Source organism: Pseudaquabacterium inlustre (assembly GCF_038066595.1).
Classification (GTDB): domain Bacteria; phylum Pseudomonadota; class Gammaproteobacteria; order Burkholderiales; family Burkholderiaceae_C; genus Pseudaquabacterium; species Pseudaquabacterium inlustre.
In genome coordinates this window covers 179,147-193,270 of sequence record NZ_JBBUTH010000009.1, presented here as the reverse complement: position 1 = coordinate 193,270, position 14,124 = coordinate 179,147, and the positions used below count along the sequence as shown (strand labels likewise).

Genomic DNA, 14,124 nt, shown 5'->3' with positions numbered 1-14,124 from the left:
GGGGGATGCCGGGGGGCCGGCGCGGGTTGGCGGGCACTCTAGCACGCGCCTCCGGCACCACTGGTCGCCCCGGCGCGCCGATCGCGGCAGATGCCGCAGACGGCGTGCGCCGGTGCTGCGCGCGGGCGTCAACGGGTGGTTTGCTACCGGCCGGTAGCGACTGCTGCGTACACCGGCACACGGCTGTCGCGGAATCGTCGTTTGCGACGGTGCGGTGCAGCATTGGCACGTGGACAATAGAGATTGCATGTTGGCGCCCTTGTCGCGCCAGGGACAAGCCATGAATACCCCGGTTCTTACAATCGAAGAGCGACAGAACATCGAGTCAGGCGCGTGGTTCTCCAAGCTCTCTCAACCCCTGCGCAATGCGATCCTGTCGCGGGCCTATGTGCGGCGGCTGAGCGACGGCGCGCCGCTCGCCACGCGCGGCAGCCCGGCCGAAGACTGGATCGGCGTGGCACGCGGTGCGGTTCGCGTCTCGCTGGTCTCGCTGTCGGGCAAGCAGGTCACACTCACCTACTGCGAGCCCGGCACCTGGTTCGGCGACATCGCACTGTTCGACGGTCTGCCGCGCACCCACGATGCCGATGCCCATGGCGACACCACGCTGCTGTGCGTGCGCAAGGCCGACTTCAAGGAACTGCTGAGCCAGCACACCGAGCTTTACGACGCGCTGCTGCGCCTGAACTGCCGGCGCCTGCGCCTGATGTTCAACCAGTTCGAGGACCTGAACACCAAGCCGCTGGCCGCTCGCCTCGCAAAGCAGATCCTGCTGCTGGCCAAGAGCTACGGCATCTCGCAGGGCGAGGAAATCCGCATCGGCCTGCAGCTGGCGCAGGAAGACCTGGCGCAGCTGCTCGGTGCCTCACGCCAGCGCGTCAACCAGGAGTTGAAGGGCTTCGAGCGCGAAGGGGCCGTGCGCGTGGAGCCCACGCGCCTGGTGGTGCTGTCGCGCGAGAAGCTGCTCGCCATCGCCGAGCGCTGACCCCAGGTGCGCTGCGGCGCGCCGTTTCCCACATGGATACGCCCGGTCCGCGGGCACAGGAGACCTCCCGATGGACCACAGCGTGAACATCGGCACCCAGCCGGTGCTGGCTTCGCACGCCTTCGACGTGGCCGCACTTGAGCGCTGGCTTTCGGCCAACATGGGCGGCTTCGCCGGCCCGCTGACCGTCGAGCAGTTCAAGGGCGGCCAGTCCAACCCGACCTACAAGCTGATCACGCCCGGTCGCAGCTACGTGATGCGCAGCAAGCCGGGGCCGCTGTCCAAGCTGCTGCCGTCGGCCCATGCCATCGAGCGCGAATACCGCGTGATGAACGCGCTGGCCTTGTCGGGCGTGCCGGTGGCGCGCATGCATGTGCTGTGCGAGGACGAGTCGGTGATCGGCCGTGCCTTCTACATCATGGAGTGCGTGGAAGGCCGCGTGCTGTGGGCACAAGACCTGCCAGGCATGACGCCCGCCGAGCGCGGCGCCATCTACGACGAACTGAACCGCGTGCTGGCCACGCTGCACTGCGTCGACCCCAAGGCCGTGGGCCTGGCCGACTTCGGCAAGCCGGGCAACTACTTCGCACGCCAGATCGGCCGCTGGAGCAAGCAGTACCAGGCCTCGATCACCGAACCCATCGAGGCCATGGACCAGCTGATGGCCTGGCTGCCCGAGCACATGCCCGCCAGCGCGCTGGACGAGAGCCAGGTCAGCATCGTGCACGGCGACTATCGGCTCGACAACGTGATCTTCCACCCCACCGAACCGCGCATCGTGGCCGTGCTCGACTGGGAGCTGTGCACGCTGGGCCACCCGCTGGCCGACTTCAGCTACCACTGCATGAGCTGGCACATCGCGCCCGGCACCTTCCGCGGCATTGGCGGGCTGGACCTGGCCGCACTCGGCATCCCGGCCGAGCGCGATTACATCCGCCGCTACTGCGAGCGCACCGGCCGCGGCACCGGCCCCGATGCCGCCGACGCGCTGCTGGCCGACTGGAACTTCTACCTCGCCTACAACGGCTTCCGCCTGGCCGCCATCACGCAGGGCATCGCCAAGCGCGTGCTCGATGGCACGGCCTCCAGCGCCCAGGCCCGCTCCACCGGCGCCGCCACGCGCGCCCTGGCCGAGATGGCCTGGGGCTTCGTGGAGTAAATGGAGCACCCGGCGTCGCGGGTACGCGACGCCACCCGCCGGGCGGGTTGGCGGGCCGGCTTGGGAGCGGCCCGGCGCTCGGCCCGCCACGCCCCTTGATACCTGAAAGAACACCATGGAATTCGCCTACTCCGCCAAGACCCAGCAGTACCGAGAACGCGTGGAGGCCTTCATGGCCGAGCATGTCTTCCCGGCGGAGGCCCGCTATGCGGCTGAACTGGCGGCCAACACGGCGGCTGGCAAGCGCTGGACGCCGCTGCCGGTGATCGAGGAACTCAAGCCCAAGGCACGTGCCGCGGGTCTGTGGAATCTGTTCCTGCCGCACGACTCGCACCATGGCGGCGCCGGCCTGACCAATCTGGAGTACGCACCACTGGCCGAGCTGATGGGCCGCGTGCTGTGGTCCAGCGAGGTGTTCAACTGCTCGGCGCCCGACACCGGCAACATGGAGGTGCTGGCGCGCTACGGCAGCCCGGCGCACCAGAAGCAATGGCTCGAGCCGCTGCTGGCCGGCGAGATCCGCTCGGGCTTCGCCATGACCGAACCGGCGGTGGCCTCGTCCGACGCCACCAACATCGAGGCGCGCATCGAGCGCCAGGGTGACGAGTACGTCATCAACGGCCGCAAGTGGTGGACCTCGGGTGGCGGCGACCCGCGCTGCAAGATCCTGATCTTCATGGGCAAGACCAACCCGGATGCGCCGCGCCACGAGCAGCAGTCGATGATCCTGGTGCCGATGGACACGCCGGGGGTCAAGGTGCTGCGCCAGCTTCCGGTGTTCGGCTACGACGACGCGCCGCACGGCCACAGCGAGGTCGAGTTCACCAATGTGCGTGTGCCGGTGTCCAACATCCTGCTCGGCGAAGGCCGGGGCTTCGAGATCGCCCAGGGCCGTCTGGGCCCGGGCCGCATCCACCACTGCATGCGCCTGATCGGCATTGCCGAGCGCGCGCTCGAACTGATGTGCCAGCGCGCGGTGGCGCGCGTGGCCTTCGGCAAGACCATCGCGCAGCAGACCGTCACGCAGGAGCGCATTGCCGAGGCGCGCTGCATGATCGAACAGGCCCGCCTGCTGACGCTGAAGGCCGCCTGGATGATGGACGTGGCCGGCAACAAGACCGCCAAGGCCGAGATCGCGATGATCAAGGTGGTGGCGCCCAGCATGGCCCTGAAGGTCATCGACTGGGCGATGCAGGTGCATGGCGGCATGGGCGTCAGCGACGACGTGCCGCTGGCCTTCTTCTATGCCCAGGCCCGCACGCTGCGCTTTGCCGACGGCCCCGATGAAGTGCACCGCAACGCCATCGCCAAGATCGAACTGGGGCGTCACACCCCGCGGTGATCGGGGCTCCCGGCCGCCCGCGGATCTAGCCGCGGGGCGGCATGCGCTGCGTGGTTTCGTCGGGATCGGTGGGGCCGATGTGCTCCCACAGGCTGGGCTGCGTGGTCTGGCCGGCGCCCGAGGCGTCGCGCCATTCCTCGCCCAGGCGGCGGGCCTCGCGCAGTGCATGCTCGAACACCGACACCCACTGCGCCAACTGCGGCACATCGGGCTCGTTCAGCGCGGTGCGCAGCGTCAGGCGGCCACGGCCGATGGTCAGCACCACCGGATGCTCCTCGGGCACCTGGTCGAGCAAGGCGGCCAGCGCGTCGTTGAGCGGCGAGGCCAGCCACTGCTGCGCCCAGGGCAGCATGCTGGACACCGTGCCGTAGCGCTCGCGCAGCCGGCCCATGTCGGCCGCCGGCAGCTTGTGGTACAGCACCAGCCAGCGCATCTCGGGCGGTGTTTCGGTGTCGATGCGGGTCTGCACGTCGTCGACGTACTGCTCGTAGACCGCCTTCTCCATGGCCTCCATCAGGTGCCGGTTCAGCACCAGCACCTGCAGATCCTTGGGCAGGTTGAACTCGGCCATCAGCCGCAGCTCATGGCCGGTGATGTACTGGCGCTGCGGTGCGCCCCATTCGATGCGCCAGGGCTGCGCGCCCAGGCGGCCCTCGACCACGCACCCCTCGGCATCGCGCACGCGCCGGAAGGCATGGCCACGCTCGCTGGCCCAGGCCTCGAACACACCGGCGGCCGGGCTTTGCCCGCCCAGGGACAACAGGCGCCGCAACGACTTCAGCATGATTGGAATGGGGTCGAATGCCCGCTTGACGCTGGCCGAACAATCATAGACGCGTTGCGGTCGACGCGACCGCCGGTTCAGGCCGCACGCCGCCGCACAGCGCCAGCATCTGCCTTACCGCACGAATGCGGGGGGCGCGTCCCACGTTGCAGCGACGCGCACCGCTGCCATCGCACCGCCCCGGGCACCGGACTGCGCAACAATCGGCGTGCCGCCCGACTGCCCGCCGCACGCCATGAATCCGAGCGCCTCTGACGAATCGCCGACCCCGGCCCCGCCGCCGAGACCGGCCGAAGCGCAGGCCTGGGTGCCCACGCAGATCATCCCGCGGGCCCAGGCCCAGCGCCCCGCCGGCGTGGGCAATGCGCTGCCGCTGGGCACGCGCATGGCCGAGTTCGAGGTGCTGAAGGTCATCGGCGAAGGCGGCTTCGGCATCGTCTACCTGGTGCAGGACCACATGCTGCAGCGCCGGGTGGCGATCAAGGAGTACATGCCGGCCTCGCTGGCCACCCGCGGCCAGGGCCTGGAGGTGGTGGTCAAGTCCGAGCGCGACCGCAGCCTGTTTGACGCCGGCCTCGCCGGCTTCCTGCAGGAGGCGCGCATGCTGGCGCAGTTCGACCATCCGGCGCTGTTGAAGGTCTACCGCTTCTGGCAGGCCAATGGCACGGCCTACATGGTGATGCCGTTCTACGAAGGCACCACGCTCAAGGCCACGCTGAAGAACCTGGGCGCGCCGCCCGACGAGCGCTGGCTGATGGGCCTGCTGGCCCCGCTGACCGAGGCGCTGGAGGTGCTGCATGCCGAGCGCTGCTACCACCGCGACATCGCGCCCGACAACATCCTGCTGCTGGCCGGCACCGGCAAGCCGCTGCTGCTGGACTTCGGCGCTGCGCGCATGGTGATCAGCGACGCCACGCAGGCGCTCACGGCCATCCTCAAGCCGGGCTACGCCCCGGTGGAGCAGTACGCCGAGGTGCCCGGCATGAAGCAGGGCCCGTGGACCGACATCTACGCGCTGTGCGCGGTGGTGTACGCCGCCATCACCGGCGCCAAGCCCCCGGCCGCCGTGGGCCGCACGGTGCACGACGGCTATGTGCCGCTGGTACGCAGTGCCGCCGGGCGCTATTCGCCCAGTTTCCTGCAGGCCATCGACGACGGTCTGCGGGTGCGCCCAGAAGAGCGCACCCAGTCGATCGATGCCTTGCGGCAGGCGCTGGCCATCGATGGTGCGGGCGCCGGCGGCGTGACCGTGATCGTGCCGTCCACGCGGCCACCCGCAGCGCCCGCGCCAGCCACCGTGCTGCCGCCGGTGGCCGCGCCGGCGATGCAGCCGATGCCCGTGCCAGCCGCCGCGCAGGTCGCGAGCCGCCGCCCACCAGTGCTGGCCTGGGGCCTGGGCATCGGTGGCGCGCTGCTGCTGGCCGCCGGTGCGTTGCTGTGGCTGCAGCGGCCGGCGCCGGCCCCGGCCCCGGCCACTGGCGCCACCGGGCCCACCCCGGCAGCGAACACCGTCCCTGTAGCGGCCCAAGTACCGGCCGCCATGTCCCCCGCCGCAACCCTGTCACCGGCCGCCGCCTGGTCCCCATTGACCGAGTTCGACCGCATCGTGCAGGGCCGTACACCGGGTTTTGACGTGCAGGCCGGCGCCCAGCAGGCCAGCCTGCGCATCGGGCGCGACCGGCTGGCGTTCACGGTGCGCTCGTCGCGGGATGGCTACCTGTACGTGCTGGCGCACAGCGGCGACGGCCAGTGGCTGCTGATGTACCCCAACACCCAGGCCACGCAGAACCGGGTGCGTGCCGGTCAGGCCGTGACCCTGCCCCAGGCCAACTGGCCGCTCGATACCACCGAGCCGCCGGGCGAAGAGCATTTCGTGGCGCTGGTGTCGGAGAACCCACGAGACTTCTCCGCACTGCAGCCGGTGCGCGAAGCCTGGTTCCAGAAACTGCCCACCGGCGATGCGGCGGCGGCAGTGGCGCGCGCGCACACGGGCGCGGGGTCGGCCTTCGCAGGCAAGGCGCAGTGCGCCACGCCGGGCTGCGATGCCTACGGTGCAGTGCGCTTCAGCGTCACGGTGACGCGCTGACCGAGGCGCGATTCACCCCGACGCAGGGCGGCAAGCGCCCATGAAAAAGCCGCCCCGAGGGGCGGCTTTTCCGATCTGGCGAACGGCCCGAAGGCCGTGCGAAACCAGATTACTTGCTGGCGGCCGAAGCGGCAGCGTCAGCGGCGCCCGAAGCGGCAGCGGCAGCACCCGAAGCGGCGGCAGCGGCAGCCGAAGCGGCGGCGTCAGCGGCGGGGGCCGGGGCAGCGGCGGGAGCCGGAGCGGGGGCCGGAGCCTCTTCCTTCTTGCCGCAGGCGGTCAGGGCAGCAGCAGCGATCAGCGAAGCCAGCAGGAGCGACTTGTTCATTTGGTTTGTCCTTTAAAGAGGTCGATCAACAATTACCGGTAATAGGATCCGACGCATCGGTTGAAACAGATCCGTCGTAAACCAGACCCAGAAAGCTCGAGCCCTTCTGGGACTAGCCCGCCATTATAGCCATACTAGGGAACGTCCCTATAAACCCAACGTGGTCGGGGGCCAGCAGGGCTCGCATCGTTGCAAACATGCATCACTTTGCTCGCGCCAGGCGCGCAACATCGGTGCATCGCTGACGATTCTGGTGCGCCAGTGCACGTTGTCGAGCAGTTGCCAGCAACGCTCGCCGCACAGCAGCAAGCCCATCGGCTCGCCTTGCACCGGCTGCGTGGGCCGCCAGGCCTCGATGCGGTGCGACCAGTCGCGCCGCCAGCGCGTCAGGCGGGGATGCCGGCGCGCCGTGGCGTCGAAGTCATGGCCGATCAGCACCAACCGGCGGCCGGGCTCGCGCAGCCACAGCGAGAGCGCGGCGTGCACGGCCGGTTCGTCCAGCGGCCATTCACCGAAATCGCTGCCCCACAGCAACACCTCACGCGGCGCCGGCGCCAGCGCGGGCAGAGCGGTCAACGCGGTGCGCAGCGCCTGCACCCAGGCCTCGCGCCCGATCAGCACCTCGGCCGCACGCGTACCTGGCGCGTCAGGCGCAGGGCCGTCACCGGCGTTCATGTCATCCGTTCCGGCCGTGCAGCCAGCCGGCCTCGGCCCAGTCGTCCAGCAGTGCGCGGGCGCCCTCGCCCAGGCGCGCCACCTCGGCGGCGGCCAGCGCGCGTTCATCGGCCAGGCGCTGCATCAGGCGCGCATCGCGGCCGCCGGCCTCGAAGGCCTCGCCGTTGATGAACACGTGGTGCGCGTCGTAGGCCATGCGGGTGCGGCGATCCAACTGCACGCCCTGCCCCGGTGCGACCGGCTGCCCCGCGTCGAACCACACCTGCGGCTTGGGATCGGTGATCGCCGCGCCGAGCACGCGGTCGAGTGCCTTCGGATCCTCCAGCGCGCGCTCCAGCGCGGCGATGGCGAACTGCCGCAGCGTTTCGGGCATGCGGCCCGGCGTGGCGGTGGCGCCGTGGCCGGGGTCGCGGTAGATCGGCTCGCGTGCGCCGGGCGGCGGCGCCTCCAGGTCGTCGGCCAGGCGTTGCAGCAGGTCCTGCGCCAGCGTGGTCTGCGTGGCGGCGCGAAAGCCCACCGAACAGGTCATGCATTCGCCCTCGGCGATGCCGTCATGGCCCCACAGCGGCGGCAGGTACAGCATGTCGCCGGGCTCCAGCACATGCTCTTCGGTGGGCTCGAAGTTGGCCAGGATGCGCACCGGCAGGCCGGGCACCAGGCTGCGGTCCTTCACCGGCCCGAAGCGCCAGCGCCGCCGCCCGTGCACCTGCAGCAGGAACACGTCGTAGGAATCGAGGTGCGGACCGACGCCGCCGCCATCGCTGGCATACGAGATCATCAGATCGTCCAAGCGCGCATCGGGCACGAAGCGGAACGGCGCCAGCATCGCGTGTGCGGCATCCAGGTGCAGGTCCAGGCCCTGCACCAGCAGGGTCCAGCCGGGCTTGCCCACCGCCGGGATCTGCCGCCGCGTGAACGGGCCGTGGCGCAGTTGCCAGCCGGGCTGGCCGCGGCCATCGAACTGCGTCAGCAGGCGGCTTTCCACGCCCTCCTGGCCGGCCAGGTCAAACAGCGCCGAGCGGGCGATCGGGGGCTGAACGCCGGGCCAGGCCTGGCGCACCAGCAGTGGCTTCTTCTGCCAGTGGCGGCGCATGAAACGGTCGGGCGACAGGCCGCCCAGCAAGGCGGTGGGTTGGTTCACATCCATGCGGTGGATTGTCGCTGCGCAGGCCGTCGGCCGGCATGTGCGATCATGACCGCATGTTGATCCAAGCCCCTTGCGTGGTGAGCCTGACATGGACCCTGGCCGATGCCCAGGGCCAGGCCATCGATGAATTGCTCGAACCGATGGAGTTCTTCTACGGTGGCGACGACCTGCTGCCCAAGCTGGAAGAAACCCTGGCCGGCCAGGAAGCCGGATTCGAGACCGACCTGCACCTGGAACCCGAACACGCCTTCGGCGACTACGATGCGCAGCTGGTGTGCTTCGAAGACCGTGCCGTGTTCCCCGAGGCGGTGGAAGAAGGCATGCAGTTCGACGGCCTGCCCGAGGGCGCGGCCACCGTGGGCATGCCCACCGACCTGATCTACACCGTGACCGAGATCTATCCGTCGCACGTGGTGCTGGACGGCAACCACCCGCTGGCCGGCGTGGCGCTGAACCTGCACGTCAAGGTGTCGGCCGTGCGCGAGGCCACCGAGGCCGAGACCGAAGCCGGCTCGGTGGCCGAGAGCCTGCTGAGCGTGGCGCATGCGGCGCAGACGCCGCCGCACCTGCACTGATCATGGTGCACCCGGCCCTGCGGGACCGCAGGGCCACCCGCCGGGCGGGTGCGGGCCGGCTTGGGAGCGGCCCGGCGCACGGCCCGCTGCTCAGTTCTTCCCCGTCGAGCCGAACCCGCCCTCGCCGCGCTGCGAGGCGTCGAACTCGTCCACGCGGCGGAAGCTGGCCTGCACCACCGGCACGATGACCAGCTGTGCCAGGCGCGCCATCGGCTCCAGCGTGTAGGCCGTGCTGCCGCGGTTCCAGCAGCTGACCATCAGCGGGCCCTGGTAGTCGCTGTCGATCAGTCCCACCAGGTTGCCCAGCACGATGCCGTTCTTGTGGCCCAGGCCCGAGCGCGGCAGGATCATCGCCGCCAGCCCGGGATCGGCGATGTGGATGGCGATGCCGGTGGGAATCAGCTCGCACTGCCCTGGGGCCAGCGTCAGCGGTGCGTCGATGCAGGCGCGCAGGTCGAGGCCGGCGCTGCCGGGCGTGGCGTAGGCGGGCAGGTGCTCAGCCATGCGGGCGTCGAGCACTTTCAGGTCGATGGTGGTCATGCGGTCTTCGGGGTCGATGCGGCCAGGCGCGTGGCGATCTCGGCCACCAGCGCGCGGGCCAGGCTGAGCTTGTCGGCGGTGGGCAACTCGCGCTCGCCGGCATCGTCCACCAGCAGCAGCGTGTTGTCGTCCCGGCCGAAGGTGGCCGGGCCCAGGTTGCCGACGATCAGCGGCACGCCCTTGCGCAGGCGCTTCTCGCGGGCGTGACGAGCCAGGTCATGGCTCTCGGCCGCGAAGCCCACGCAGTACGGCGGCTGCGGCAGCCGCGCCACGGCGGCCAGGATGTCGGGGTTCTCGGTGAAGGCGATGGCCGGCACCTGGCCCGAGCCATCCTTCTTGATCTTCTCGCCGGCGCTGCTGGCCGGCCGCCAGTCGGCCACCGCGGCGGTGGCCACGAACACGTCGTGCGCAGCGGCCAGTGGCAGCACCGCGTCGTGCATCTGCAGCGCGCTCTTCACGTCGATGCGGCGCACATGGCGCGGCGTGTCGAGCGCCACCGGGCCGGCCACCAGCGTGACCTCGGCACCGGCCTCCTGCGCCGCGCGGGCGATGGCGAAACCCATCTTGCCGGACGACAGGTTGGTGATGCCGCGCACCGGGTCGATGGCCTCGAAGGTGGGGCCAGCGGTGATCAGCAGGCGCTTGCCGGCCAGGGCCTTGGGCTGGAAGAACGCGATCAGTTCGTCGCGCAGTTCGGTGGCTTCGAGCATGCGGCCGTCGCCCACCTCGCCGCAGGCCTGGTCGCCGTTGCCGGGGCCGAACACCGTGGCGCCGTCGGCCACCGCCTGGCGCACATTGCGCTGTGTGGCCGGGTGCAGCCACATCTCGCGGTTCATGGCCGGCGCCAGCAACAGCGGCACGCTGCGGCCGATGGCGGCATCCGCTGACTGCGGTCGCGCCAGGCACAGCAGCGACAGCAGCTCATCCGCCCGGCCCTGCGCGATCTTGGCGATGAAGTCGGCCGAGGCCGGCGCGATCAGGATCGCATCGGCCTCACGGCTGAGGTTGATGTGCGCCATGTTGTTGGGCTCGCGCGCGTCCCACTGGCTCAGCACCACCGGCAGGCCCGAGAGCGCCTGCATCGTCACCGGGGTGATGAACTGGCAGGCGGCCTCGGTCATCACCACCTGCACGCTGGCGCCGGCGCGGCCCAGCTCGCGCACCAGCTCGGCCGCCTTGTAGCAGGCGATGCCGCCCGAGAGGCCCAGCACGATGTGGCGACCGCCCAGTGGCTGCGGGGAATGAGGAACGGGGATGGACATGGTGGCGCGCAATGTACCAGCGCGCGACCGTGCATCCTGAAGGCGTGGGATGCGCGCCGCACGGATTGCCGGCGACCATCGACCCGTGCGGGTGCTGGCCAGGCCCGACCGTACCGAGCCGAGCAGGAGATCCGCATGACCACGCAACCACGCACTGTCGCTGCCGCGCCCACCGCGCTGCGCAGCGATGACCGCACGCCCCGGCAGCGCATGCCGAACATCCGGCTTCGCGACGGCGGCCTGCGCACAGCCCTGCCCTGGCTGCTGGGCCTGACGCTGGCCGGCACGGCGCAGGCTGGTACCGGATGGGCCATCGAGTACTTCTCGTTCCCCGGTCAGACCACTTCGTGGTTCTGGGACATCGACAATCAGGGCCGACTGGCGGGCACGGCCGGTGACGACGGCGGGATCGGCTTCCTGCTCGACGCCAGCAAGATCGTCCGGCTCACAGCGCCGAATGGCAGCGCCCTGTTTCCCGTCTCGCTGAGCAGCAGCGGCCTGATCGCCGGCTACCACGACGATCCGACGCGCAGCTACCAATCCACCACCTACGTCTGGGACCCGGTCAGCCAGACGCAGATCGAACAGACCATCACCGCGCCGGTCGTGGTGGGTACGGTAGGCCAAGCCGGTGGACCGTGGCAAACCGTTGAGTTGCCTCTGGCCGGCATTCAGCAGACCACCTTGCGCTCGATCTCGCCCAATGGGCGCTATGTGATCGGACAAGCGTTCAGCGACAGCACGTTCTCCCTGTTTCGCCTGGATCTCGGCACCGGCAGCTACAGCCTGCTTCCGTCGGCACGCGGTTCTGGCTTCGCAGTCGCCGCTGCGGTGGACAACGAGGGCCGCGTGATCGGGTCATCCAACGCGCCTGACCGCGCACCGCTGATCTACGACCCGCTGACCGGCACGCGCGGCACGCTGCCCTTGTTCGGCCACCAGCGGCTGTCGCCGCGCGCCGTGAACGCCGACGGCCTGATGGCCGGCTGGCTGTATGACACGGTGGGAGACAGCCTCGTGCAAAGCGCCTGGGTGGGCACCGCGCAGGGCATCGAGGTGCTGCCCACCAAGGCCGGCTTCAGCAACGCCGTCGGGCTGAACGACCTGGGCCAGGTGGTGGGCAGCTGGAGCCCAGTGGATGGCTCACGCACCGAGGGCTTCATCGCCACCCCCGTGGTGTTGCCCGAGGCTGGAACGGCTGCCGGCGAGTTTCGCTTCGCCGTGGCGGTGCGTGCCGATGTGCCGATCTTCCTCGATCCCGAGGTGGCCGTGGGCTACCGCTACCAGCTGGGCGTCGGCGACCCGCTGTTCAAGACGGTGATGCTGCCGCAGCGCATTGGCGATGACCGTTACACCCTGCTGGTGGGCGGGCGCAGTCTGGACGTCCAGGGCGGGCAACTGATCGACTTCACAGCGCTGGGCTTCGCCGCCGGCGTGGCCGAATTCACCGTCACCGGCATCGAGACCGGCGCCATGCTGGATCCGAACGACGCCCGGGCATTCGTCACGCGCGTGAGCTTCATGGCCGACGGCCGCTTCACCGGCACGCAGCTGGCCATCACGGCCCAGGTGCCCGAGCCCGGCACCTGGGCGCTCTGGGCGATGGGGCTGATCGCCGGGGCCGGACTCAGCTGCCGCAGGCCGCTCAGGCCCCGTGGCACTTCTTGAACTTCTTGCCGCTGCCGCAGGGGCACGGGTCGTTGCGGCCCACCTTGGCCTCGACGCGGCGCGTCTCGGGCTTGGGCGCGTGATCGAGCCAGTAGACGCGCAGGTCTTGGATGCCGAAGCAGGCCTCGTCGACGATCTGATCGCGCTCCAGCGTCTCGCCGGGGTATTCGGCCTCGAGGTGCTCGGCCAGTTCCTTCTGCGGCAGCGTCAGCGCCAGCACGCGCATCATGCAGCTGTCGAACCACACGCCCTCGTCGCTCTCGGGGTCTGGCTCGGGCCAGTCGTCGGCGAAGTGCTCCACGGCCTGCTGGAAGCCCTCGGACCACAGCGCACCGGTCTGCAGCAGGTCGCGCGCCTCGTCCTCGGTGGCGTGGCCCTCGGCCACCATCTCGGCGCGGGCCGCGTCGTCGTACTGGGCCATCAGCGGCGCCAGGCGCAGGTTGTCGGGGGCGTCCAGCAGTTCCTCGGCGTCCAGCTGGCTGGCCAGCAGGTCGGCATGGGTCTGCAGCGTGGCGCGGGCGCCTTCCAGGTCCAGCGGGTCGGCAAAGGTGCGCTCGAAGGCGTCACCAAAGGCCTTGGGCAGCCACTCGTCGATGGCGATGGCGCGGCGGCTGGCGGCAATGGCGGTCATGTAGCCATCCAGCCACTCCAGCGAGGTGTCGGCGCCGAAGCCGGCCAGGCGCTCGCACAGCTTCTCCAGCGCGTCGATCTGCGCCTCGGTGGCGCTGCGGGGGGCGCGGCTCATGCGGCGCGGGCCGGCGCGGGCCGGCGGTGGGGGTTCAGGAAGGTGGTGCAGCAGCGCATGGCGTGGTTCCGGTTCAATCGCACATTGTCGCCGCTGCGCGCGTCCTGGCCGTGGCGGCGATCAGGCCCCCTGCGGCGGCCAGACCGGCGGGTTGGGATGCAGGCGCGCCATCGACAGTGAATCGACGTACTGCCCGTCGCGCAGCGCATAGCCCACATGCCGGCCTTCGTGGCGAAAACCCATCGACTCGTACAGCGCGATCGCGCGGTGGTTGTCGGCGTACACCTGCAACTCGAGCCGCAACACCTGGGCCCAGCGGTCGGCGTAGTCGACCAGGGCCTGCATCAGCGCACGGCCCACGCCCTGGCCCTGCGCCTCGGGTGCCACCGAGATGCCCAGCATCATCACGTGGCGGCGGCGCAGGTGGGCGCCCACCGGGTGCATGCCGCAAGTGCCCACCACCTGCGGTTCGCCATGCGCATCGGGCCGCTCGGCCACCAGGAACAGATCAGTCTTGCCCAGGGCCTGTTGCTCGATCAGCCCGGCCTTCATGCGCTCTTCCACCATGTACGGCACCTGCATCAGGTTGGGCAGCACTTCGGGGTGGCCCATGATGCGGGTGTAGGCGGCGGCATCGGCCGGCGTGGCACGGCGGATGGTCAACGGGGCGTGGGTCGTCATCGGTTTCCTCCAGCGCCCGAGTGTTGACGCCGCTCCGGTCGCCGTCAACGGCGTGGTGCCGGCCGACTCCTCTTGGGCCTGGTCGGCAGGCCCGCGGCAGACCCACCCAGCACGAGGGGCGCCGCAGCGCCCCTCGTCTTGGTTCAAGCG

Annotated in this window: 14 protein-coding genes; 6 read left to right on the top strand and 8 right to left on the bottom strand. The window is 70.2% G+C overall.

Annotated features, from left to right (window positions below):
• Nucleotides 1-280 precede the first annotated feature (280 nt).
• The 3 genes from AACH10_RS18325 to AACH10_RS18315 all read left to right on the top strand — a co-directional run bounded on the left by AACH10_RS18325 (nt 281) and on the right by AACH10_RS18315 (nt 3,486).
• Entirely contained in the window at nt 281-985 is a 705-nt protein-coding gene (locus tag AACH10_RS18325) for a Crp/Fnr family transcriptional regulator (RefSeq protein WP_341411931.1), read from the top strand.
• Nucleotides 986-1,055: 70 nt separating this feature from the next.
• Nucleotides 1,056-2,144 (top strand): phosphotransferase family protein, encoded by a 1,089-nt coding sequence (locus AACH10_RS18320; protein WP_341411930.1) that lies wholly within the window; start codon nt 1,056-1,058, stop codon nt 2,142-2,144.
• A 115-nt stretch (nt 2,145-2,259) separates the two neighbouring features.
• The gene (locus tag AACH10_RS18315) at nt 2,260-3,486 is read left to right on the top strand and encodes an acyl-CoA dehydrogenase family protein (protein WP_341411929.1); all 1,227 of its coding nucleotides are present in this window, start codon (nt 2,260-2,262) and stop codon (nt 3,484-3,486) included.
• Nucleotides 3,487-3,511: 25 nt separating this feature from the next.
• Here AACH10_RS18315 and AACH10_RS18310 read toward each other — a convergent pair whose 3' ends face one another.
• A complete protein-coding gene (locus AACH10_RS18310) occupies nt 3,512-4,270 on the bottom strand; it encodes a hypothetical protein (protein WP_341411928.1) in 759 nt (252 codons plus the stop codon).
• 307 nt (nt 4,271-4,577) lie between these two features.
• Between AACH10_RS18310 and AACH10_RS18305 the strand changes: the two genes are divergently transcribed.
• Nucleotides 4,578-6,356 carry a protein kinase domain-containing protein gene (locus AACH10_RS18305; protein WP_341411927.1) on the top strand — a complete coding sequence of 593 codons (1,779 nt, stop codon included), beginning with the start codon at nt 4,578-4,580 and terminating at the stop codon, nt 6,354-6,356.
• Nucleotides 6,357-6,465: 109 nt separating this feature from the next.
• Here AACH10_RS18305 and AACH10_RS18300 read toward each other — a convergent pair whose 3' ends face one another.
• From AACH10_RS18300 to AACH10_RS18290, 3 genes are all read right to left on the bottom strand, one after another.
• The gene (locus AACH10_RS18300; protein WP_341411926.1) at nt 6,466-6,681 is read right to left on the bottom strand and encodes a hypothetical protein; all 216 of its coding nucleotides are present in this window, start codon (nt 6,679-6,681) and stop codon (nt 6,466-6,468) included.
• A 147-nt stretch (nt 6,682-6,828) separates the two neighbouring features.
• Nucleotides 6,829-7,356 carry a hypothetical protein gene (locus AACH10_RS18295; RefSeq protein WP_341411925.1) on the bottom strand — a complete coding sequence of 176 codons (528 nt, stop codon included), beginning with the start codon at nt 7,354-7,356 and terminating at the stop codon, nt 6,829-6,831.
• A gap of 1 nt (nt 7,357) precedes the next feature.
• Entirely contained in the window at nt 7,358-8,503 is a 1,146-nt protein-coding gene (locus AACH10_RS18290; RefSeq protein ID WP_341411924.1) for a JmjC domain-containing protein, read from the bottom strand.
• Between the two features lie 53 nt (nt 8,504-8,556).
• Between AACH10_RS18290 and AACH10_RS18285 the strand changes: the two genes are divergently transcribed.
• Nucleotides 8,557-9,078, top strand: coding sequence for an FKBP-type peptidyl-prolyl cis-trans isomerase (locus tag AACH10_RS18285; RefSeq protein WP_341411923.1), 522 nt, complete (start codon nt 8,557-8,559; stop codon nt 9,076-9,078).
• Between the two features lie 90 nt (nt 9,079-9,168).
• Here AACH10_RS18285 and dut read toward each other — a convergent pair whose 3' ends face one another.
• Both dut and coaBC read right to left on the bottom strand, forming a co-directional pair.
• Nucleotides 9,169-9,618: a dUTP diphosphatase gene (gene dut / locus AACH10_RS18280; protein WP_341411922.1), complete on the bottom strand. Its 450-nt coding sequence runs from the start codon at nt 9,616-9,618 to the stop codon at nt 9,169-9,171.
• Nucleotides 9,615-10,880, bottom strand: a complete 1,266-nt coding sequence (coaBC, locus tag AACH10_RS18275) for a bifunctional phosphopantothenoylcysteine decarboxylase/phosphopantothenate--cysteine ligase CoaBC (RefSeq protein ID WP_341411921.1) — start codon at nt 10,878-10,880, stop codon at nt 9,615-9,617. The genes dut and coaBC overlap by 4 nt, the downstream gene beginning before the upstream one ends.
• Here coaBC and AACH10_RS18270 point away from each other — a divergent pair.
• Nucleotides 10,860-12,548, top strand: a complete 1,689-nt coding sequence (locus AACH10_RS18270) for a PEP-CTERM sorting domain-containing protein (protein WP_341411920.1) — start codon at nt 10,860-10,862, stop codon at nt 12,546-12,548. The two genes, coaBC and AACH10_RS18270, sit on opposite strands and share 21 nt — an antisense overlap.
• Here the strand turns inward: AACH10_RS18270 and AACH10_RS18265 are convergent.
• Nucleotides 12,526-13,293 (bottom strand): UPF0149 family protein, encoded by a 768-nt coding sequence (locus AACH10_RS18265; protein WP_341411919.1) that lies wholly within the window; start codon nt 13,291-13,293, stop codon nt 12,526-12,528. The genes AACH10_RS18270 and AACH10_RS18265 overlap by 23 nt on opposite strands.
• A 120-nt stretch (nt 13,294-13,413) precedes the next feature.
• A complete protein-coding gene (locus AACH10_RS18260; protein ID WP_341411917.1) occupies nt 13,414-13,974 on the bottom strand; it encodes a GNAT family N-acetyltransferase in 561 nt (186 codons plus the stop codon).
• Between the last annotated feature and the right edge of the window lie 150 nt (nt 13,975-14,124).

Bases quoted from the DNA above. Each gene is read 5' to 3' on its own strand.
- AACH10_RS18285 (WP_341411923.1), top strand. From the start codon at position 8,557: ATGTTGATCCAAGCCCCTTGCGTGGTGAGCCTGACATGGACCCTGGCC.
- AACH10_RS18300 (WP_341411926.1), bottom strand. From the start codon at position 6,681: ATGAACAAGTCGCTCCTGCTGGCTTCGCTGATCGCTGCTGCTGCCCTG.
- coaBC (WP_341411921.1), bottom strand. From the start codon at position 10,880: ATGTCCATCCCCGTTCCTCATTCCCCGCAGCCACTGGGCGGTCGCCAC.
- dut (WP_341411922.1), bottom strand. From the start codon at position 9,618: ATGACCACCATCGACCTGAAAGTGCTCGACGCCCGCATGGCTGAGCAC.
- AACH10_RS18295 (WP_341411925.1), bottom strand. From the start codon at position 7,356: ATGAACGCCGGTGACGGCCCTGCGCCTGACGCGCCAGGTACGCGTGCG.
- AACH10_RS18325 (WP_341411931.1), top strand. From the start codon at position 281: ATGAATACCCCGGTTCTTACAATCGAAGAGCGACAGAACATCGAGTCA.
- AACH10_RS18290 (WP_341411924.1), bottom strand. From the start codon at position 8,503: ATGGATGTGAACCAACCCACCGCCTTGCTGGGCGGCCTGTCGCCCGAC.
- AACH10_RS18270 (WP_341411920.1), top strand. From the start codon at position 10,860: ATGAGGAACGGGGATGGACATGGTGGCGCGCAATGTACCAGCGCGCGA.
- AACH10_RS18260 (WP_341411917.1), bottom strand. From the start codon at position 13,974: ATGACGACCCACGCCCCGTTGACCATCCGCCGTGCCACGCCGGCCGAT.
- AACH10_RS18265 (WP_341411919.1), bottom strand. From the start codon at position 13,293: ATGAGCCGCGCCCCCCGCAGCGCCACCGAGGCGCAGATCGACGCGCTG.
- AACH10_RS18320 (WP_341411930.1), top strand. From the start codon at position 1,056: ATGGACCACAGCGTGAACATCGGCACCCAGCCGGTGCTGGCTTCGCAC.
- AACH10_RS18315 (WP_341411929.1), top strand. From the start codon at position 2,260: ATGGAATTCGCCTACTCCGCCAAGACCCAGCAGTACCGAGAACGCGTG.
- AACH10_RS18310 (WP_341411928.1), bottom strand. From the start codon at position 4,270: ATGCTGAAGTCGTTGCGGCGCCTGTTGTCCCTGGGCGGGCAAAGCCCG.